The 19,979-nt window shown below is 36.8% G+C and carries 16 protein-coding genes and 1 riboswitch; of the genes, 3 read left to right on the top strand and 13 right to left on the bottom strand.

The genetic code is table 11. The features are described 5' to 3' along the window. Positions 1–3: 3 nt before the first annotated feature. The 7 genes from BBF96_RS04595 to BBF96_RS04565 all read right to left on the bottom strand — a co-directional run bounded on the left by BBF96_RS04595 (position 4) and on the right by BBF96_RS04565 (position 10,616). Entirely contained in the window at positions 4–1,980 is a 1,977-nt protein-coding gene (locus BBF96_RS04595) for an alpha-amylase family protein (protein ID WP_127016055.1), read from the bottom strand. A gap of 338 nt (positions 1,981–2,318) precedes the next feature. After that, complete coding sequence (locus BBF96_RS04590; protein ID WP_127018187.1) at positions 2,319–4,046, bottom strand: NADH-dependent [FeFe] hydrogenase, group A6; 1,728 nt, start codon at positions 4,044–4,046, stop codon at positions 2,319–2,321. A gap of 20 nt (positions 4,047–4,066) precedes the next feature. Further along, positions 4,067–7,102, bottom strand: coding sequence for an NADH-quinone oxidoreductase subunit NuoF (nuoF, locus tag BBF96_RS04585; protein WP_418655003.1), 3,036 nt, complete (start codon positions 7,100–7,102; stop codon positions 4,067–4,069). Positions 7,103–7,127: 25 nt separating this feature from the next. After that, the gene (locus BBF96_RS04580; RefSeq protein ID WP_127016053.1) at positions 7,128–7,490 is read right to left on the bottom strand and encodes a (2Fe-2S) ferredoxin domain-containing protein; all 363 of its coding nucleotides are present in this window, start codon (positions 7,488–7,490) and stop codon (positions 7,128–7,130) included. Beyond that, positions 7,487–7,990: an NADH-quinone oxidoreductase subunit NuoE family protein gene (locus tag BBF96_RS04575; protein WP_127016052.1), complete on the bottom strand. Its 504-nt coding sequence runs from the start codon at positions 7,988–7,990 to the stop codon at positions 7,487–7,489. Before BBF96_RS04575 ends, BBF96_RS04580 begins: the two co-directional genes overlap by 4 nt. Before the next feature lie 745 nt (positions 7,991–8,735). Further along, the gene (locus tag BBF96_RS04570) at positions 8,736–9,296 is read right to left on the bottom strand and encodes an ECF transporter S component (RefSeq protein WP_127016051.1); all 561 of its coding nucleotides are present in this window, start codon (positions 9,294–9,296) and stop codon (positions 8,736–8,738) included. Positions 9,297–9,613: 317 nt separating this feature from the next. After that, positions 9,614–9,728, bottom strand: a riboswitch (FMN riboswitch). 63 nt (positions 9,729–9,791) lie between these two features. Then, positions 9,792–10,616: a DegV family protein gene (locus BBF96_RS04565; RefSeq protein ID WP_127016050.1), complete on the bottom strand. Its 825-nt coding sequence runs from the start codon at positions 10,614–10,616 to the stop codon at positions 9,792–9,794. Between the two features lie 588 nt (positions 10,617–11,204). On the opposite strand from BBF96_RS04565, the gene ychF reads away from it, so the two are divergent. Genes ychF through BBF96_RS04550 form a run of 3 tightly spaced genes read left to right on the top strand, consistent with a single transcriptional unit; the run spans position 11,205 to position 14,134 of the window. Further along, positions 11,205–12,284, top strand: a complete 1,080-nt coding sequence (gene ychF, locus BBF96_RS04560; RefSeq protein ID WP_127016049.1) for a redox-regulated ATPase YchF — start codon at positions 11,205–11,207, stop codon at positions 12,282–12,284. Positions 12,285–12,311: 27 nt separating this feature from the next. Beyond that, positions 12,312–12,956: an HAD-IA family hydrolase gene (locus BBF96_RS04555; protein WP_127016048.1), complete on the top strand. Its 645-nt coding sequence runs from the start codon at positions 12,312–12,314 to the stop codon at positions 12,954–12,956. Positions 12,957–12,991: 35 nt separating this feature from the next. Further along, positions 12,992–14,134, top strand: coding sequence for a CD0519/CD1768 family membrane protein (locus BBF96_RS04550; RefSeq protein ID WP_205665713.1), 1,143 nt, complete (start codon positions 12,992–12,994; stop codon positions 14,132–14,134). 90 nt (positions 14,135–14,224) lie between these two features. Here BBF96_RS04550 and BBF96_RS04545 read toward each other — a convergent pair whose 3' ends face one another. The 6 genes from BBF96_RS04545 to BBF96_RS04520 form a co-directional block, all read right to left on the bottom strand. Next, a complete protein-coding gene (locus BBF96_RS04545; protein ID WP_127018185.1) occupies positions 14,225–14,893 on the bottom strand; it encodes a nitrite/sulfite reductase domain-containing protein in 669 nt (222 codons plus the stop codon). 138 nt (positions 14,894–15,031) lie between these two features. Next, positions 15,032–15,919, bottom strand: a complete 888-nt coding sequence (gene sdaAA / locus BBF96_RS04540) for an L-serine ammonia-lyase, iron-sulfur-dependent, subunit alpha (protein WP_127016047.1) — start codon at positions 15,917–15,919, stop codon at positions 15,032–15,034. A gap of 15 nt (positions 15,920–15,934) precedes the next feature. After that, on the bottom strand, positions 15,935–16,603 hold the full coding sequence (gene sdaAB / locus BBF96_RS04535; RefSeq protein ID WP_127016046.1) for an L-serine ammonia-lyase, iron-sulfur-dependent subunit beta: 669 nt from the start codon (positions 16,601–16,603) through the stop codon (positions 15,935–15,937). 158 nt (positions 16,604–16,761) lie between these two features. Further along, the gene (locus BBF96_RS04530) at positions 16,762–18,000 is read right to left on the bottom strand and encodes an MFS transporter (protein WP_127016045.1); all 1,239 of its coding nucleotides are present in this window, start codon (positions 17,998–18,000) and stop codon (positions 16,762–16,764) included. A 175-nt stretch (positions 18,001–18,175) separates the two neighbouring features. Continuing rightward, a complete protein-coding gene (locus tag BBF96_RS17355) occupies positions 18,176–18,280 on the bottom strand; it encodes a MetS family NSS transporter small subunit (RefSeq protein ID WP_127016044.1) in 105 nt (34 codons plus the stop codon). 12 nt (positions 18,281–18,292) lie between these two features. Next, positions 18,293–19,795 carry a sodium-dependent transporter gene (locus BBF96_RS04520; protein ID WP_127016043.1) on the bottom strand — a complete coding sequence of 501 codons (1,503 nt, stop codon included), beginning with the start codon at positions 19,793–19,795 and terminating at the stop codon, positions 18,293–18,295. Positions 19,796–19,979 lie beyond the last annotated feature (184 nt).

Genomic DNA, 19,979 nt, shown 5'->3' with positions numbered 1-19,979 from the left:
TCATTATTTTTTCAAGTAAACTCTAAACTCACCGGGTCTCAGTTTTTGAGTAATCTCACCAGGCACAGAGCTAATCAGAACTTCACCAACTATATCATTAATAGACTTTTCTTTAGTAAAGTCTAAGTTAACAAGACAGATTAATTCCATTTCTTCATTTCGATAACCAAACTGAACTAAATTTTTTTCAATAGTTCCAGTTACATAAAAAGACTCGAGATTGCTAATTAAAGACCAGTATTTTAAACGCAGCTTCTGTCCTTTACTGATCAAATCAACCATTTCTTCTACCCCATCATTAAGCCAATGGAGTTGATATCGATCAAAAAAGGCCAAACGTCCATAATAAAGATCATCTTCATCTAAAACATAACGCCCCTCTTCAGTATTATCTAATCCTAGATTCATTGGTTGACGCTCATAAAGTTCAAAACCATTGTTGATAAAAGGTATAGTATTAGGCAAAAAGAAATTCATTACAGCAATCATCCGGCTGAATTTCCGGCCACCTTCCCTAATAGCTGCCCGTGGGGTATCAGGAGTCTCCGCACAAGCAAAGGATGGAACAGATAAAGTTGGTAATTCTTTTAACAGTCTTACCAGATTCTCAGCATTAAGATGCCCTTCGTGCCACCAATTCTCACCTATGATACTATGATAACCTTTTTTATGCGCAATATGGTGATTTGAGTTTTGTAATTCTTCCGAGATAAATTTAAAATCGGGATCAAAGGCCAGACATTTGGTCATAATCTTTTTTTCCAGTTCCTCAGGTAAAGCATGGGCCATATCGATTCGTGCTCCATCAATACCGAAGTTTTCCTGATAAAATCGAATAATTCCAGTCAGGTATTCCCATAACTCTGTATTAGGTTGATTACCGGGATATAAATTGGTCTTAATCGAATCAAAAAATAAAAATGGCGGTACTTCAGAATCAAAAAACCCTTCCCGTACAGAAGGTTCATCAAGATAAAGTCTTAAGAAAGTTATATCATCCCAACTAGGTTGAGGATCATTAATCCAATCCGAATATGCTGGAGCAGTAGTAAGTCCAAATTTTTCTTCAATAAGTTCCAGGATATTCTGGGTTGGATCTTTTTCAAACTCTGTCAAAAGTTCTTTCCAGGCTTTTTCGTTCACTTTATTAGGTGGAAAACTAAACATATTGATATACTTTTTAGTCTCAGGTAATGTGTAGATTTTCTGCAATCGTTCACGAGTTGGCTGTACATGCTCTTCATAAATTGTATATGTTGGAACCCGATATTCGTTGAGATAATCTAACTTAATCCAATAAAACCAATCAGGATGGTCCTTAATTAAATTATTATCTCTTGCAGCTGTACGGAGTGGGAAATCAAAGATAACCCTTATGCCCAAAATATGACATGCCTCTATTAAAGCTTTAAACTCTGTCTCAATAGGAAATGGATCACCAGGTAAATCTAAAATAGGGTCATGTAAATCGGGATTTAGCTGATAAAAATCTTTAATTGCATAAAAAGAACCCAGTTCCCCTTTACTATAACTTTTCCCCGGCTTTAGAACAGGTAACAGATATAAGATATTCAGATTCAAATTTTTAATATGCGGTAACAGAAAAAACGCTTTAAGAAAAGTACCTAATTCAGTCACCCTACCATTATGTTTAACAATTTTTTGATCCCAATCATGATCCCAGCTAGTAGCAGTTCTGATATCTAGACAGAAAATCCCACCTTTTGCCAGCCAATTTTTATCCTGTTCATAAAATGAAAGCGGTAAAAGATAATCATTAACTTTTGAGTTAACACGGGTAATAAGGTATTCCCGGATAAAGTTACTAAGATATTCATAGGGGTCAATTTCGATTACATCTGAACTATTTTGGTTTTTATAATCCCAAATCCCCGGAATATAATACGTCTGATTCAATCCCTGGTGTTTTAGTCTATCCAATCTTTCTAATAATTTTTCTAAGTTTTTACAAGAACTCATCATAGTCCTTACCTCCTAAACTAATTAATGATAGATCAGTGTGCGAACGTTTGCACAATACACAAAATAAAAAGATGTTGAACCACCTGCTTTTAAATACATTATATACCACAAAATCCCTCAATGCAACCTTTTGTTTAACTTCTTTCTTTTCACGGTCCGTCAACTTCTCCTGGCTGAGATTGAAATCGGGAAAAGTGGACTTAATACTAAGTAATTATATCTAGTTATAATAATTTTACCTCCAAAATACCCCCAATTCAGAGACAAAATAAAAAAACGGCACTTATACAAAGTGCCGTAACTTCAATTATATTAATATATCACGAAGAAAAGAGTTAAATTTTATATCTGCTCCGCTTCGTATAATGAGTATGGAGCAATTGATGGGATTTCTCACTCAATGGTTCACCGAGAAAATCTTTATATAATACCTGAACAACTGGGTTTTCATGGGACTTACGGAGTGGCATATTCTTATCTTCTTTATATATAGCTTCAATCCGTTTTTGACGAATTTCAGTATTAGTCGGGATTGGTTGGCCGCCACCGCCAATACATCCGCCTGGACAGCACATAATCTCAATAAAATGATATGGCGATTCTCCATTTTTGATTTGATCTAATAACTTACGTGCGTTCTTTAAACCATGAGCAACAGCTACTCTTACTTTAGTTCCATCAAGATCAATCTCTGTTTCTTTAACATCTTCCAAACCGCGGGCAAATTCAAACTCTAAATTTTCAAGCTCTTTTTTGGTAACAATTTCATAGACAGTTCTTAAAGCTGCTTCCATAACACCACCTGTTGCACCAAAGATTAAACCTGCTCCAGTTGAGATTCCCAATGGTTCATCATATTCTTCTTCCTCAAGTTCATCAAATTTAATCCCTGCCTGCTTGATCATCCTGGCCAATTCCCTTGTAGTGAGAACATAGTCCACATCTGGATAACCGCTGGAAATCATCTCAGGACGTCTTGCCTCAAACTTCTTGGCAGTACATGGCATAATAGATACACAGACAATATCAGCTGGATCAATGTTAAATTTCTCAGCATAGTAAGTCTTAGTCAGTGCACCAAACATCTGCTGAGGAGATTTACAGGTAGAAAGATGATCGATATAGTCACCGTAAAATGTCTCGATAAAGTTTATCCATCCCGGACTACAGGATGTAATCATTGGTAGTTTTCCACCATTTTTGAGTCTGTGAAGCAATTCTGTACCTTCTTCCATTATTGTCAAATCAGCTGTGAAGTCAGTATCAAAAACCCTATCAAAGCCCAGAGCCCGTAAAGCAGCAACCATCTGACCGGTATTAATACTTCCCGGTTCATAACCGAATTCTTGACCAATTGCAACCCTGGTAGCAGGTGCAGTTTGTACTACCACATGTTTTTTCGGATCATCTAATGCTGCCCAGACTTCTTCAATATACTCTTTCTCTGTCAGTGCTCCGGTCGGACATACTAATACACATTGACCACATTTTACGCAGGGAGAATCAGCCAGATTCTTTAAACCCGAAGGAGCAATAACAGTATCAAAACCCCGACCTATTGGTACAATTGCTTCTACTGTCTGAACATTGGAACAGACACTAACACATCGGCGACAGAGGATGCATTTCCCAGGATCTCGAATCAATGCTGGAGTAGAATTATCCTTAGAATAAGTAGTTTTTTTTCCGTCATTAAACCGAATCTCACGAATTCCTAGCTCTTCAGCTACCTGTTTAAGCTCACAATTACCATTACGAATACAGGTTGGACAGTTCATTTCGTGATTGGATAGTAATAATTCCACCTGTAATTTGCGAGCACGGCGTACCCGTGGAGTATTAGTTAACACTTTCATCCCTTCTGAAACGGGAGTTACACAGGAAGCTAAAAGATTGCGAGCTCCCTCGACTTCTACAAGGCATACCCGACAGGCTCCAATCTCATTGATATCTTTTAAAAAACACAATGTAGGTATTTTTTTTCCGGCCTTCTCAGCAGCTTGAAGCACGGTTGAACCTTCGGGAACCTCTACCTCTTTTCCATCTATGAATAAATTGATCATCTTCACTTTTCACCCCTCCTTTATTTATCTTTAACATCACAGCGCAGACAACGTCCTGCTTCTTTTAGCGCTGTTTCAAGTCCATATCCCATCTCTACTTCAGCAAACCCATTCAACCGCTCATTATCACCGAGAAGGGGCATTGGTTCCCGTGGACATTCGTTATCTAATAGAGGATAGTCAACCCTACGAATAACATCCTGATCTTTGACAATAACACCATCTCCACCCAGATATTTATCAATCGCACTGGCAGCTTTTTTACCTACTTTTATTGCATTTACTACAGTATCTGGCCCTGTTACACAGTCACCACCAGCAAAGATACCTTCGATATTGGTCATTGTTTTCTCATCAGTCAATACTTTTCCCCGCTCTGTTTTTACCAAATCATCTGTGTTAAAGGTCATATCTACCTCTTGACCGATAGCTGTTATAACTATATCGGCTGGCATAGTATAATTGGAACCTTCAATTGGCACAGGTTTTCTTCTTCCACTCTTATCAAATTCACCACCACGCATTTTTATACACTCAACAGCAGTAACTTTTCCATCTTTTCCAATTATCCGGACTGGATTAACCATAGTTACAATTTTGATCTTTTCATGTTCAGCCTCTTCAATTTCTTGCGGTATTGCAGGCATATCTTTCTTATCACGGCGATAAACAATTGTTACCTCTTCTGCTCCCAAACGTACACTGGAACGTGCTGCATCTATAGCTACATTTCCACCACCAACCACAACCACTTTCTTACCTTCAAAACTGTATTCTTTACCCAGGTTTAAATCACGTAAAAAAGCAGTTCCAGACATACATCCTTCCAGTTCTTCACCTTCAATATTCATATTTCTCTCTAAGTGAGCACCTACAGCAATGAAAATAGCATCAAATCCCTGTTTTTTAAGTTCATCAATAGTTATATCTTCACCAATCCTAGTGTTTGTTTTCACTTTCACACCCATCTCTTCAATTACTTTTATTTCCTCATTTAGAAGTTTTTTCGGCAAACGGTATTCAGGAATACCCACAACCAACATACCACCCAATACCGGCATAGCTTCAAAGATTGTTACTTCATAACCTTTCCTTGCCAGATAAAATGCACAGGTCAATCCAGCAGGGCCAGAACCCACAATAGCCACTTTTTTACCATTTGGAGGTGCAACTTCAGGAATCGGGAGTCGTCCTTCGTTTTCCAGGACATAATCTGTTACAAACCGTTTTAGCGACCGAATTGCAATGGGATCATCCATCTTACCGCGATTACACTTGCCTTCACATGGATGATTACAAACCCGACCACAGGTTACAGGCAATGGATTTTCTTCACGAATTACCTCATAAGCTTCCCGATATTTTCCTTTCCTGATTAAATCAATATAGATCGGAATATCTACATTGGCTGGACAGGCATTTTGACAAGGTGAATTAAAGAGTGTTGCACAAACTGAAGCAGGACAATAATGGTTCTTAATATGAGATTCATATTCATCTCTAAAATAACGAATTGTACTTAAAACCGGATTTGGAGCAGTCTGGCCCAGTCCGCAGAGGGCTGAAGCTTTTATATCTTCACCCAATTCTATCAACAGATCAATATCTTCCATCTTACCTTTACCTTTGGTGATTCGATCCAAAATCTCCAACATCCGGGTAATACCAATTCGACAGGCTGTACACTTACCACATGATTCATCTTTCACAAATTCTAAAAAGAATTTAGCCAGATCTACCATACATGTATCTTCGTCCATAACGATAAGACCGCCTGACCCCATCATAGTTCCCAGTTCGATGAGAGAATCATAATCAATTGGTACATTTAAATGTTCAATAGGAATACAACCCCCTGATGGGCCACCAGTCTGGGCTGCTTTAAATTTTTTACCATTAGGAATACCTCCACCAATATCAAAAATAACTTCACCCAATCTGGTCCCCATCGGGACTTCCACCAAACCATTATTTTTAATTTTACCCGCTAGAGCAAATACTTTTGTTCCCGGGCTCTTTTCCGTACCTATGGATCTGAACCATTCCCAACCCTTACGGATAATAGTTCCTAGATTAGCTAGAGTTTCAACATTATTAATTATTGTCGGCTTACCCCAAAGACCAGATGATGCAGGATAAGGTGGCTTAGGCCGCGGTTCACCCCGTTTACCTTCAATGGAATTTAGAAGAGCTGTCTCTTCACCACAGACAAAAGCTCCTGCACCCAAGCGGACCTCTATATCAAAGTCAAATCCACTACCAAATAGATTGAAACCTAATAGGCCCAGTTTTCTAGCATCTTCAATGGCTTTTTTAACCCGCTTAATGGCTAAGGGGTATTCAGCTCGGCAATAAATATATCCCTTAGTCGCTCCAATAGCATAACCGGCAATAGCCATTCCCTCAATGACAGAATGAGGATCTCCCTCCAGAATACTTCTATCCATAAAAGCACCTGGGTCTCCTTCATCTGCATTACAAACAATATATTTCTGATCTGCTTCCTCTTTAGCTGCAAATTTCCATTTCAATCCTGTCGGGAATCCACCGCCCCCCCGGCCGCGTAAGCCTGACTTCAGTACTTCCTCAATTACCTGTTCAGGAGTCATTTCTGTCAGGACTTTTCCTAATCCAAAATAGACATCCCGGGCAATAGCTTCTTCTATTGACTCTGGATTGATATGTCCACAGTTACGTAATGCAATCCTGGTCTGTTTTTTGAAGAATTTAATATCATCAGTGGTAGCAGTTATCTTTGTTGTATCCGGTTCTTTAAAGAGCAGGCGTTCTACAATCCGGCCTTTTAAAAGATGCTCTTCCACAAGTTCCGGAACATCCTCAGGTTTAACTCTCGTATAAAAAACTCCTTCAGGATAAACAACCATATTGGGTCCAAAACGGCAGAAGCCAAAACATCCTGTCTCAACAACTTTTACTTCATCTTCTAAATTATGCTTTTTAATCTCTTCAATTAATGCCTTTTTAACCCTTTCAGTACCAGAAGCTGTACAACCGGTTCCTGCACAAACTAAAACATGGTTGCGGAATAATTTCAAGTTAATTCACCTCCCACTATTACCTTTATTCATTGACGACCCACTCTTCAATAATCAGACCATTAACCAGATGTTGAGCAACTATCTGGCGAGCTTTATTTGGATCCAGATTACCATAAATAACAGTTCCTTTATTGGGTTGTTTAACAATAACCAGAGGTTCCTCAGCACAAAGACCAATACAACCAGTCTGAACTACTTTAACTCCCGTCACCTTACGCTTATTTAACTCATCAAGAATAGCCTGCATCACTTCCCTAGCACCGGCAGCTATTCCACAGGTCCCCATCCCAACTTCTACTTGAATACTATTTGAGTCATTATCCCGAAGTTTGATTTCCTCTAACACTTGATCTTTAATTTTTTGAAGTTCTTCAATTGATTTCATTTTTTCACCTCACTTGATTTTATCTCTTTTAAAATAGAAACAGCTTTATCTGGAGATAAAAGACCGTAAACTTCACCATTAACAGTCATAACTGGCCCTAATCCACAAGCTCCCAGACAACGGACAATCTCTAAAGAATACATTCCATCATCTGTAGTATCTCCTGCTTTAATATTAAGCTCCTTTTCTAACCTTTCTACAATTTCAGGTGCTCCTTTTACATAACAGGCCGTTCCCATACAAAGAGAAATATGATACTTTCCTTTTGGCTTGGTTGAAAAATGAGCATAAAATGAGATCACACTATAGACATCACCCATTGAAACATTTAATCCTTCTGCTATTTTGGCTTGCACCTCTTCGGGAAGAAAACCAACAATCTCCTGAGCTCTGTGCAATACTTCAATTAAAGCTGATTGATCACCACGATATTTTTCAATTAGTGCATCTAATTTAGGATTAATTTCTTCCCAATTCACCTGGTTTAAGAATGTTGACATGAAAAAATACCTCCTTTCAAAGTTAATTTGGAATTGTACTAATTTTCACATAATTTTGATTAAATTAATTAGTATTCATCCCCCCTTTCTCTATTTTGTTTATGCTAGAAGTTTTTTTAATATGATCTAATTAGGTTTATATTAAGCTGTAACTCTTCTTAGAAAATAGTTAACACTATCCAAAAATTTGTATGAAGAATTCACAAAACAAAACTCCTGCTTTTCGAGATTAATAAATCCTTACTCACAATCTCGAAAGCAGGAGTAAAACTGACTACTTTATTAGATTTTCTTTTCTTATTATGAATAACCATCAAATATTACTTTGATTCAGAAATGTTATTGGCTTAATTACACTCCAGATTGCTGAGTAAGGATGTTGCCAATAGGTTAAAAAAGTAAATCTCTGGCGTTATTTATATTGATAACAATATATTACTTCATGTCAATTATTTTAACACATTACCCATATCTTCGTCAATAATTTTTACCAAAATAATCTTCTTCATAAAAAAATTAATTATTAGATAGACTAAACCCACAAATTAAACAATTTTAAAGAATCAAATATAACCCCTCATTCAGCAATATCTGTATAATAATTTCTTTTTTATTTAACTTTTTCTTTTTTACTAATTTTTTCTAAACCGTTCTTTATTATATATAAAAAAGGCTGTTGATCTTCTAACTTTGTCAACAGCCTAAGAAGGCCAGATATATTATCTGACCTTTTTGACGTAAGATTTTATTTAGTATTTTCAGTGGTAATTTTAGGATAACTGCGCAATATATTTGCAATGGATTTATAGATTAGTACGGTAATAACTGAATTGGCAAATGATTTAATCAAGTTAAATGGAATAATTGCAGGAAGAAGCATCCCCTTAACTACTTCATAAGGAATTCCCCAAAACTTTACTGTAAAGAAGAGATTAGCTGGAATCATAATTAAAGTCATAGAAAGAGAACCAGCAACCAGAGCAATTATTGCTCCAACAAAAGTATGTTTCTTTTTATAAATAGAACCAGCAACCAGCACCAATGTGCCGGTAGCAATCACATGCATCACAAAACCAACCCATCCACTCCCCGCACTGACAGTAACAGCCTGAATAAAAGATACCACTATAGTAATCATAAGTCCAGCCAGAGGGCCATACATAAAAGTTCCAATTAAAATTGGTACATCAGCTGGGTCATATTCCAGAAACGGCGCCGATGGGATAATTGGAAAATGAATAAGTGTTACTAAAATTATAGAAAAAGCAGAAAGAATTGCCATTTTGGCCATTTTATTTGTATTCATTATCTCTCTCACGCTCCTTAAAAAAATTATAAAATAATTTTTCTGCAAAAAGCTAATTTTTCGCTTGAGGAGAAATTTTTCGAACCATCTAAAGCTCGATTTCAGGCGAAATAAGGTACACTAATCAATGTGTCATTCTAACTCTTGATTAGCTCATCACATCCTATGATGAGGCCTTATTTCTCCTTTAATCTCACTAAGATGGTTAAACGAAAAAATTCTATGGCGCTCAAAATTAGCTTTTTACAATTTAATCATAAAATAATAAACCCCGAAGATCAAACCTTCAGGGCAATTTTAAACCATAATAAAAGATCCAATATCTTCTCCCATCCGGACTATACCGTCGGTTCTGGAATTTCACCAGATCAGCCATAAGGCTCGTGGACTTTCACCACCGGTCGGGAATTTCACCCTGTCCTGAAGATCATGTTATACATTTTTCACTTTCAAGAATAACAAAGATAGCTTTATTTGTCAAGCAACTTTAAACATTCAAAAATTTATAGTCAACCCACCCCGTCCAATATGAGTGCCAATACAGCTTCCCATATAATTCAAAATCACTTCCCGTGGATTGAATTTTTCTAAAATGAGATCTTTTAATATTTCAGCATCAGGTAAATTATCTCCATGTGTAATACCAACAATTTTATTTTCCAGATTATAGCTATACTCTTCTATAATTTGCAAAAGCCTTCTAAAGGTTCTTTTTTTTCCACGCATTTTAGTAAGAAACTCTATTTCTCCTTCATTGTTAGTCAAAAGAATTTTTATGTTAAGCATGTTTACTAAAGAACCTGCAGCTTTACTCAATCGTCCGCATTTAACTATATTTTTAGCAGTATCAAGAAAAGCTAAGATATGCATTTCATCAATCCGACGGTTGATTTCTTTGATAATTTCCTGAATTCCTTTTCCTAATTTAGCCATTTCAGCAGCATAAATAGCTAAAATACCTAAACCTAATGAAGCAGCTTTAGAATCTATCAACCATATTTTTCGACCTGTTAACTCAGCTCCCAATCTAGCACTTTGACAAGTACTACTAACTTTCGATGAAAGGGTAATACAAACAATCTCATCCTTTGTAGAAAACTTTTTAAAAACTTCCGAAAAGGCTTTTGGTGATGGCGCGCTGGTTTTTGGTAAATTTTCAGATTTATCCATAAAATCAAAAAATTCTTTCCCCTTCAAATCTCCATCCCGAAAAACTTTTCCATCGATTTCCACGGTAAGAGGTACTACAGAAATATCATATTTTTCTAATATTTCTTTTGGTAAATCCGAAGTACTGTCTGTAACAATTCGAATAGCCATATAAATCCTCCTCTTTAATTTAATGTTGAATAAAACCTTTTTATAATTTTATTCTAAAGCCTCATTCGTGTGAACATCTGAAAGATTCTCAGCATAATTTCCTTCATTGTGAAAATAAGTTTTAAGGTCTCTCTTTATTGTTTCATCCTCCTTGAAATTCTAAAATATCTTGAAAAGAATATATTTTATAATTTCTGGATAATGTATCTCATCTGCTTCCTTAAAACCATCTTCTTAATTTTATAATTAGATACTTTTAATAAAAAACCTTTATGATTTTACTGCAAAAAACTAATTTTTCGTTTCATAAAGAAATTTTTCGAACCATCTAAAGTTCAATTTCAATCGAAATAAGATGATTTAACGAAAAATTTCTATGGCGCTCAAAATAAGCTTTTGCAGTTTAATCCTCTACTTTTTATTGATAAAGTTTCAAAATCCATTTCAATCTTCTTTTAATTTCACGGAAACCTTTTTTCTTTCCCAAATTACTGCAAAAACTCTGATAAATCCCGTGCAAAATTCTTAGAATTGATGTATAATAGTTAATGGTTTGTTAGAAGAATCTTTAAAGAAAGAGGGATTAAAATGAAAATCGGGATAATAGGTTTACCGATGGTAGGTAAAACTACATTATTTAACTTATTAACCAACTCTAATCTTAATACCCATTCCGGAAAGATAAAAACAACTAGCGCCATTGGATTAATTCCGGATGAAAGAATTGATTATCTATCTTCTCTTTACAATCCCAAAAAGACCACTTATGCCCGGATTGAGTTTGTAGATATTCCAGCATTAGTCAAAGGAGCCAGTAAAGGTGAAGGAAGCGGAAATTCCTTTTTAAACCAGGTACGTAATGTAGATGCTTTGATTCATGTAATTAGAACTTTTAATAATCCAGCTATGCCTCATGTAGAAGGAGAGATTAATCCACTTCGGGATTTTGAGACCATCAACGATGAACTTCTCTTCTCTGATCTAGCAGTTGTTGAAAAGCGAATCGAAAATATTAAATCCAATAAAAAGGCAATGAAACACCATAGTCATGAACTTCCAGTTTTGGAAAAATGTCGTGAAATTCTAGAAAAAGAAGGGAATATCGCCCAATTAAAGTTTACTCCTGAAGAAGAAAGTTTGGTCCGGGGATATGCTTTCTTCACCCAAAAACCGCTCATTGTTGTCTTAAATATGGATGATCAACAATTAAAAGATGATAATTATCCTGGTAAAGAAGAATTTGAAAACAGTATGGCCGAAAAGGAGATTCCTATTGTTAAAGTCTCTGCTGCCATAGAAGCGGAGATTAATCAATTGGATGAAGAAGATAGATTACTTTTTATGGAAGAATTAGGAATAACCGAACCCGGTATCAACAAAATTGCCAGAGCAACTTATAAACGTCTAGGCCTGATCTCCTTTTTTACTGTCGGCAAAGATGAAGTCCGGGCCTGGACAGTTAAAAAAGGTGTCACTGCTCCAAAGGCAGCCAGAGCTATTCATACTGATATCGAACGAGGTTTTATCCGGGCTGAAGTTGTAGCTTACGATACTTTACGGAAACATGGCTCAATGAAAGCCTGTAAAGAAGCCGGTCTTGTTCGTCTAGAAGGAAAAGATTATATCGTTCAGGATGGAGATATTATAAGCTTCCGTTTCAATGTTTAAATTCTCTCTAATTAAGGAGTGTAAATAATGTTTAGATACCTTTTATTTGATCTGGATGGTACAATTTTAGATACCAATGAAATCATCTTCCGGTCTTTTGAATACACTCTCAAAGTTCATCTGGATTATGACATACAGCGGCAAGAAATTTTAAAAATTTTTGGAGAACCGCTATTCAAACAGATGACTTACTTCAATCCTAAACTGGCAAAAGCCATGTGTCAAACTTATCGAGAATACTATGCTAAACATAGCAAAGAGCTAACCCGGGTTTTTCCCGGGGTTAAAAAAGTTTTAGCTCACTTGAAACTTCATAATATTCCAATGGGTATTGTTACCAACAAAAGCCGAAAATTTGCTGAAATGGCATTGCACGACTTCCAACTCCACCCCTTTTTTGATTTTCTAATCGGTGGGGATGAAGTCAAAAATGCCAAACCCGATCCTGAAGCAATTATAAAAGGGATGAAACTCCTAAAGGCTAACCCAAAAGAAACCCTGATGATAGGCGATAGCCCACTGGATTTAGACGCTGCAAAAAGAGCGGGGATTAAAAGTGCTCTGGTGGGATGGAATATTTTTCCCAAAGAAAGATTTATAGGGAATCCACCTGATTTTTATCTAGTACAAATGACTGATTTATTGCAAATATTAAATTTAGATGCAGCTTAAACTTTAGTACATACCAAACGGGGGTGCTATTTTAAATGATATCTAAAAAAAAGCGTGTTAAAGTCGGTAATCGTGAAACATATTTGTTTATGTTACTCTTTGGTCTACTTTTTGGGTACCTGGCATATACAATGGGCATTAATAACATGTTTTCAACTTTAATGAACACCGCCCATGAACTATTGCTCAATACTATTCTGTATATTATGGCCATTGCAGTCCTGAGTGGAGCATTAGGTGGGCTTCTTGTGGAATTTGGGGTAGTTGCCTGGTTAAATAACTTTTTAATACCATTTATTGAACCGATTTTCAAAATGCCCGGAGCAACAGCTATAGGAGGTTTAACCACTTATTTATCCGATAATCCGGCCATTATCTCCCTGGTTCATGATACAGAATTTAGAAAATATTTTAAAGAATATCAAATTCCTGTTCTTTGTAACTTTGGAACTGCTTTTGGAATGGGGTTAATTGTAACCAGTTTTATGATCGGAAAAGGATTTTTCTTTTCTGCGCTGATCGGAAATTTAGGAGCGATTATCGGTTGTATAGTCAGTTCTCGCTTGATGCTCTACTATAGTAAAAAAGAATTGGGTGAAAGTTCAAAAGAAATTGAAGAAGAATTCTCAAAAGAATGGCGCTTCATCCGTGATGGAAATGTGAGTTTTCGCTTCCTTGAAGCTTTTTTGGAAGGTGGAAAAATGGGTGTGGAGATTGGTCTTTCTATCATTCCAGGAGTTCTCGTCATATGTACTTTAATCATGATCCTGACCTTTGGCCCGGCCAATCCAGAAATTGGATATCAGGGTCTTGCTTTTGAAGGAGTTGGGCTCCTACCTAAAATTGGGAAACTCCTCTTTCCTATTTTAAAACCTCTCTTTGGCTTTACTTCACCTGAAGCCATTGCTGTTCCTGTCACTGCATTGGGTGCTGTAGGCGCTGCATTGGGACTTATCCCTAAATTTTTAGAAGCAGGGCTCATTGGTGGAGGCGATATTGCTGTCTTCACCGCTATGGGCATGTGCTGGAGTGGTTATCTCAGTACCCATGTAGCTATGATGGACGCTCTTGGCTATCGCCAATTGACTACAAAAGCCATTCTTAGTCATACTATCGGTGGTCTGGCTGCGGGAATCAGCGCTAACCTCTTATATCATCTAGTATTGCTGTTGATCTGAAAATGATAAAAACCAGGTTCAGCACCTGGTTTTTTGTATAGTTCTTACAGGGTCAAACCAAAAACACCCCAGCATTAATACCGGGACCTATCATTGGCTAAGTGATACTTTATTCAATACCTCTTTTTTAAATTTTTCAAATCCAATCCGGTCAATAAGGCGACCTAAACGATCATTACGTTGTGCATTTTCTTTATAAAAATTGATAATTTGATCAACAATAGTTAATACTTCTTCACCTGTACAGTGTTCCATTAAAAGTTCTCCTTCTCTAGGTATTACTCCACCTGTTCCACCTATATAGATGTTAAATCCACGAGGTGTACCCATAATTCCAATATCACGATGAGCTATATCGGTACACCGATTGGCACAGCCACTAACAGCAATTTTAAATTTACCCGGCAGAGGAAACCCATGATATCGTTTATCCAATTCCATGCCTAGGCTTACCGAATCCTGTTGTCCTCTTTTGCAAAAGGTTGTTCCGGGACAAAACTTAATACTTCTAACACAGAGACCGATTGCCGCACCCGGTTTCATCCCCAAATCGGCCCAGATCTTATCCACATCTTCTTTTTTAATGCCCACAATAGCAATCCGCTGAGCGTTGGTTACCTTTAATGTAGCAGCATTATACTTTTTGGCAACTTCCCCAATTTTAATTAAAGTATCTGCATCAACTAAACCGCCGGGCAAATGAGGCGCAATAGCATATGTTTCACCATCACGCTGGACAATAGCACCTTTTTCCAACATATCCTTATTGGTATTGCTGTGCAAAAAGCGATGATCCAGCTTCTCTTCCAAAATTTGTCCCCTCCTTAATCGAAACTATATATAGTTTTCGATTTTTGGAGGAAAACTATGCACATCTTGACCTAAATAAAATTTAGATTACTTAATCCCATCTCCTAAAAACTCCTCAGCAATTCTTTTTCCAGTAGCAGTTACAGCCAATCCTCCACGCGCAGTCTCTTTTAAACTTTTGGGTAGAGCATCACCTATTTCGCCCATCGCTTCTACTACCTCATCAGCTGGAATCACACTCTTGATACCCGCAAGCGCCAGTTCTGCTGCAGCAATAGCATGGGAAGCAGCCATAGCATTTCGTTTAACACACGGAACCTCCACCAGACCTGCTACCGGATCACAAACAAGACCTAGCATGTTCTTCAACGCCAGGGCAAAAGCCGCACTTACCTGTGCCGGCGTACCTTCCATCATTTCCACAATTCCCCCAGCTGCCATTGCAGATGCTACACCGCATTCAGCTTGACAGCCTCCAGCAGCGCCAGCCAGGGTAGCTTTACGTGCCACCACTGTGCCTAATCCAGCAGCAGTCAAAAGTCCCCGGATTATCTTTTCATCATCTAGCTTTTTAACTTCTGCTACTGCCAGTAACGCTCCAGGTATAATTCCACATGAACCGGCTGTAGGTCCGGCAACAATCTTTCCCATAGTTGCATTCACCGTTGCTACAGCTAACGCTTTCGCTAAGGCCAGAGGAACTATACCACCAGCCAGAGTTTTTCCTTCCTGAACCACCGCTGCCATCCGTCTAGCTTCATCACTGATCATTCCACTTTTGGTTGGAACAGTCTGTTGCATACCTTTTTCTATAGCTTCTTTCATAACCTGTAAATTTGCAGCCATTCGGTTAAAGATTTCTTCCCGGGCCAAATCAGAAGTATTCATTTCATATTCAACTACCAGATCACTAATAGGGCGGTTTGTCTCTTCAGCTTTTTTAACCAATTCTTCAATAGAATATAATTTAAGCATCCAATATCACCCACTTTAAATAGGTTGAATATAACGGCATAATTTAACACCGATAAAAGAATTAATCTCTCTAACCACATCCTCACTAACATCCTGGTCAGTTTGAATAACCATCGAACTTAATGCTCCTTTATCCTCACGAAAAACCTCCATAAAGGCTATATTAATTCCATTTAATGCTAATGTGGAAGTTACTTTGGCGATAATACCGGGTTTATCTATATGCAAAATCCAGACAGTCGGATATTTTCCGGTCAAATTAACACTGAACCTATTAATCCGGGTAATTCGAATTTCTCCACCTCCTATGGAAGAGCCTACAACTTCCAGGGTAGTACCATCAAACCGGGTTAGTTCCAATTTTATGGTATTAGGATGGGCATTTGGCATTTCAAAACGATAAAATTCTACCTGAATTCCTTTTTCCTTAGCGATATCAAGAGAATTACAAATCCGTTCATCATCCGGGCCAAAACCCAACAGGCCACCCACTATTGCTACATCTGTCCCATGACCTTTATACGTTTCTGCAAAAGATCCATGAAAATAAATTTTCATCACTTTTGGCTCTTCATCTAAAAGTTTTCGAGCCATATTCCCAATTCTGACAGCTCCAGCTGTATGAGAACTGGACGGACCAATCATAATCGGTCCCATCACCTCAAAAATACTTAATTTCTCCATTTTATATTCAACTCCCAATATTAATTTTCTTCATCACTTTAAATATTATATAATAGCAATCAGGAGAATTCCAGGATTAAATCGAAAATTTTTTATTTTCACTTCACTGAAACACAAAAAACCCTCTAGAATTATCATCCCAGAGGGTTATTTAAACCTTATCGTATTGTGGTAATCTTTACATCAGAACCGGAATATTCATAATTTAGATTATATTTCTGTTTATAAACCACGGGCAGTACCATGGTAATAATTAATATAGTTGCTGCCATAAGTAAAGCAACTTCCATTCCCCAAAGGTCACAACTCCACCCTAAAAGAGGACTGGCAATAGCATAAATAACCTTTCGCATCATCTGTCTTAATGAGAGAATTGTAGCCCGTTGACCAGGACTGGTCCGTTTATGTAAATAACCACTCACTAAAACTGGGGTATAACCCAGGGAAATGTAAGGTAAAAAAAAGAGTAAAAAGGTCAATTGGTGTTTAAAAAGAATCATCCCAAAGGCAGTGATTAAACCCAGACCAGGCAGAAGATAAAACATTCGTTCATATCCCAATTTTTTAATTCCCACTGATGTATAGTTGGAAAAAATACTTGAACAGATAAATAAAAGGGCATATATAATTCCTGAATGGGATACAGGTGAATCCAATCCTTCTTTCATGTAAACTTGATAAAAATCTTCAACAGTTCTTAATCCCACAGAAAGAAGAGAAGCAAAGACCAAAAACCATCTCAGTTCTACATTTTTAAAAGAAATCTTACAGGCATCTCTAATGGTCAGATAATATTGACAATAACGTTCTTTACTGCTGAACAAATCTTCATCCCTTTTTTTTACTGGTTCTACAAAAGTACAACTGATGGCAAATGCAATTAAAGCAAAAACTATTGCTATATAAAAAGGAAGTTCCCAGGCAATTTCAGCTAAAAATCCTGCAATAAAAATTGCAACAGCAGTTACCCCAAATTGAAGTGACCGCATCCGCCCATAGACTTTTTCATAGGTACTTTCAGCATTATACATTTCCAGACTCTCATAAACAAATGCTGTATCAGCTCCAGATATAAAAGCTCCAGCCATTGCCATAAAAACTTCTGCCACTAAAAAACCCATAAATGTACTGGAAAAAGTAAAAATGAGACAACTTACGGAAAAAGAAAGAGTTCCAAGCATCAGATTATATTTATGCCCCTTTAAATCAGACAATGCCCCAGTAGGAACTTCAATAATGATACCGAAAATTCGCTGTATAGCAGATAAAAGAAAAATGTCTCCAACAGTTAAACCTTTTTCCAACATATAATAAATTAAAATTGGATTAATAATATTAAAAATAGTAAAAAACTTAAAATAATAAAATTTGCGTACATTAGCTGCCCATTGGTTCATTACTAAATCTCCTTTCAAATTTAACCTTAATATTATATTCTACGTCAATAATTATTTTTCCTTTTATATATTGGTATTTTCTAAAACATATTTTTCTTAAAACGGCCTAAGTTAAAATATCATTTGAACGTAAAAAAGCCGGATGTCATAATAACACCCGGCTTTTTATCCATTTTTAATCAACTTTTTTTGATTTAGATGCACGTTTTAAACAAACCCATAACCCACCGTATAAAACCACACAACCAAAAATGAGCATTATAATTGCCGAAAAATTCATAATACTCCTCCTTTATACCGATTTGCTCTCATCAACGTTAATACTAACAGATGATTTAACTGTACCGAGAATCATTGCCAGTACTGCCATAGCTATAAGAACACCCCAACCGCCAATCCAAAGATATAACTGATCATAACCTTCATATGGAACTTTAAATTCCTTGATTAACTGGTTAACAATCAGATAAATCAAGACAGCTGGGGATAAATATTTGATACAGAAATCCCACCATGCACCGAATTTAAACTCAGAAATTGGATTAAAGTAATCTCGCAGAGTTTTAGGTTTTAAAATCCAACCAACTACAATCAGTTCCAGAAGACCAGCAATAGTCAGACCAAAATTATTAACCCAGTGGTCAACAATATCCAGCCAATATAGTCCTGCCTTAGTAGCATAGAGCAAACCAATAACAAAGGAGATCAAACAGAACCAGAATGTTACTTTCTTCCGTTTCCAACCCCACTTATCTTCCAATCCTGCAATTCCAGCTTCAACAATGGAGAAGGCTGAGTCAATACCCAGAGTGAGAAGCATTAAGAAAAAGATAAGACCAAAAATACCTGCTACTACCGAACCACCAGGAAGCATATTTATTGCCTCTGGATATACTACAAAGGCCAGGCCAGGACCACCAGCTGCTACTTCAGAAACAGGTACTCCCTGTACATGTGCCATATAACCTAAAGTACCGAATACAGCAAAACCAGCCAGGAAACTAATTCCTGAGTTAGCGAATACAGTTATCATCGCATTGTTGGTTATATCTGAATCCTCAGGCATATAACTTGCATAGGCAATCATAATTCCGAATCCTAAACTTAAGGTAAAGAATATCTGAGAATAAGCATCGATCCAGACTTTTACATCAAGCAATTTAGAAAAGTCAGGAGTTAAATAATAATTGATACCTTCAATAGCTCCTGGTAAAGTCAAAGCACGAATAACCAGTATTCCCATAAGAATTACAGGAGCTGGAACTGTAATAAGTACAACCTTACCTACGTCTTTAACACCATTTCTTAAGATATAATAAATAGTAATCCAGGTAATGGCAAGACCAATAACAACAGGTATAGCTAGACCACCCAATTCACCAGGGCCAGAGGATATTTGCAAAATACTATTTTCAAAAAATTCACCTGCATTTCCTGCCCATTCAACTTTAAAGCAGGCCTTCAAATAAACCCAGATCCAACCCATAATAACAGCATAATAAGTAGTAATTACCGCACCTGCCAGTACAGCAAACCAGCCAAAGCTTTCAAAAGGTTTTTTAATCTTAGCTAAAGTTCCTGGAGCTCCCTGCTGATACTTCTGACCCAATGCATACTCCATTACAATCAGTGGTAAACCTGTAGTTAAAAGAGCTATGAAATAAGGAATTAAAAAGGCTCCACCACCGTTTTCATATGCCATATACGGAAAGCGCCAGGCATTACCTAAACCAGCTGCAGAACCAATTGCAGCCAACACAAATGCTAGTCTATTCGTCCAACGATCTCTTTGCATTACTCATCTACTCCCTTCTTATTATGATTATTTTAAAGTATTAGTTTTGGATAGATTAACTACTCTCCTCCTCTCTTTTCACCTCCCTTAAACTTTACTTAATTTTATCTTTATTAAATAAAATTACTCTACAAGCTAAAAAAATCCTTCTTATAAATATAGAAAATTTTAATTTTATTTCTAT

Source organism: Anoxybacter fermentans (assembly GCF_003991135.1).
GTDB lineage: Bacteria > Bacillota > Halanaerobiia > DY22613 > DY22613 > Anoxybacter > Anoxybacter fermentans.
Note: the sequence above shows the minus strand (reverse complement) of the source record. Positions and strands in the feature narration are given on the sequence as shown.

Bases quoted from the DNA above. Each gene is read 5' to 3' on its own strand.
- BBF96_RS04520 (WP_127016043.1), bottom strand. From the start codon at position 19,795: ATGCAAAGAGATCGTTGGACGAATAGACTAGCATTTGTGTTGGCTGCA.
- BBF96_RS04590 (WP_127018187.1), bottom strand. From the start codon at position 4,046: ATGATCAATTTATTCATAGATGGAAAAGAGGTAGAGGTTCCCGAAGGT.
- BBF96_RS04550 (WP_205665713.1), top strand. From the start codon at position 12,992: ATGATATCTAAAAAAAAGCGTGTTAAAGTCGGTAATCGTGAAACATAT.
- BBF96_RS04545 (WP_127018185.1), bottom strand. From the start codon at position 14,893: ATGTTGGAAAAAGGTGCTATTGTCCAGCGTGATGGTGAAACATATGCT.
- BBF96_RS04570 (WP_127016051.1), bottom strand. From the start codon at position 9,296: ATGAATACAAATAAAATGGCCAAAATGGCAATTCTTTCTGCTTTTTCT.
- BBF96_RS04595 (WP_127016055.1), bottom strand. From the start codon at position 1,980: ATGAGTTCTTGTAAAAACTTAGAAAAATTATTAGAAAGATTGGATAGA.
- sdaAB (WP_127016046.1), bottom strand. From the start codon at position 16,603: ATGGAGAAATTAAGTATTTTTGAGGTGATGGGACCGATTATGATTGGT.
- BBF96_RS04580 (WP_127016053.1), bottom strand. From the start codon at position 7,490: ATGAAATCAATTGAAGAACTTCAAAAAATTAAAGATCAAGTGTTAGAG.
- ychF (WP_127016049.1), top strand. From the start codon at position 11,205: ATGAAAATCGGGATAATAGGTTTACCGATGGTAGGTAAAACTACATTA.
- sdaAA (WP_127016047.1), bottom strand. From the start codon at position 15,919: ATGCTTAAATTATATTCTATTGAAGAATTGGTTAAAAAAGCTGAAGAG.
- BBF96_RS04575 (WP_127016052.1), bottom strand. From the start codon at position 7,990: ATGTCAACATTCTTAAACCAGGTGAATTGGGAAGAAATTAATCCTAAA.
- BBF96_RS04565 (WP_127016050.1), bottom strand. From the start codon at position 10,616: ATGGCTATTCGAATTGTTACAGACAGTACTTCGGATTTACCAAAAGAA.
- BBF96_RS17355 (WP_127016044.1), bottom strand. From the start codon at position 18,280: ATGAATTTTTCGGCAATTATAATGCTCATTTTTGGTTGTGTGGTTTTA.
- BBF96_RS04555 (WP_127016048.1), top strand. From the start codon at position 12,312: ATGTTTAGATACCTTTTATTTGATCTGGATGGTACAATTTTAGATACC.
- BBF96_RS04530 (WP_127016045.1), bottom strand. From the start codon at position 18,000: ATGAACCAATGGGCAGCTAATGTACGCAAATTTTATTATTTTAAGTTT.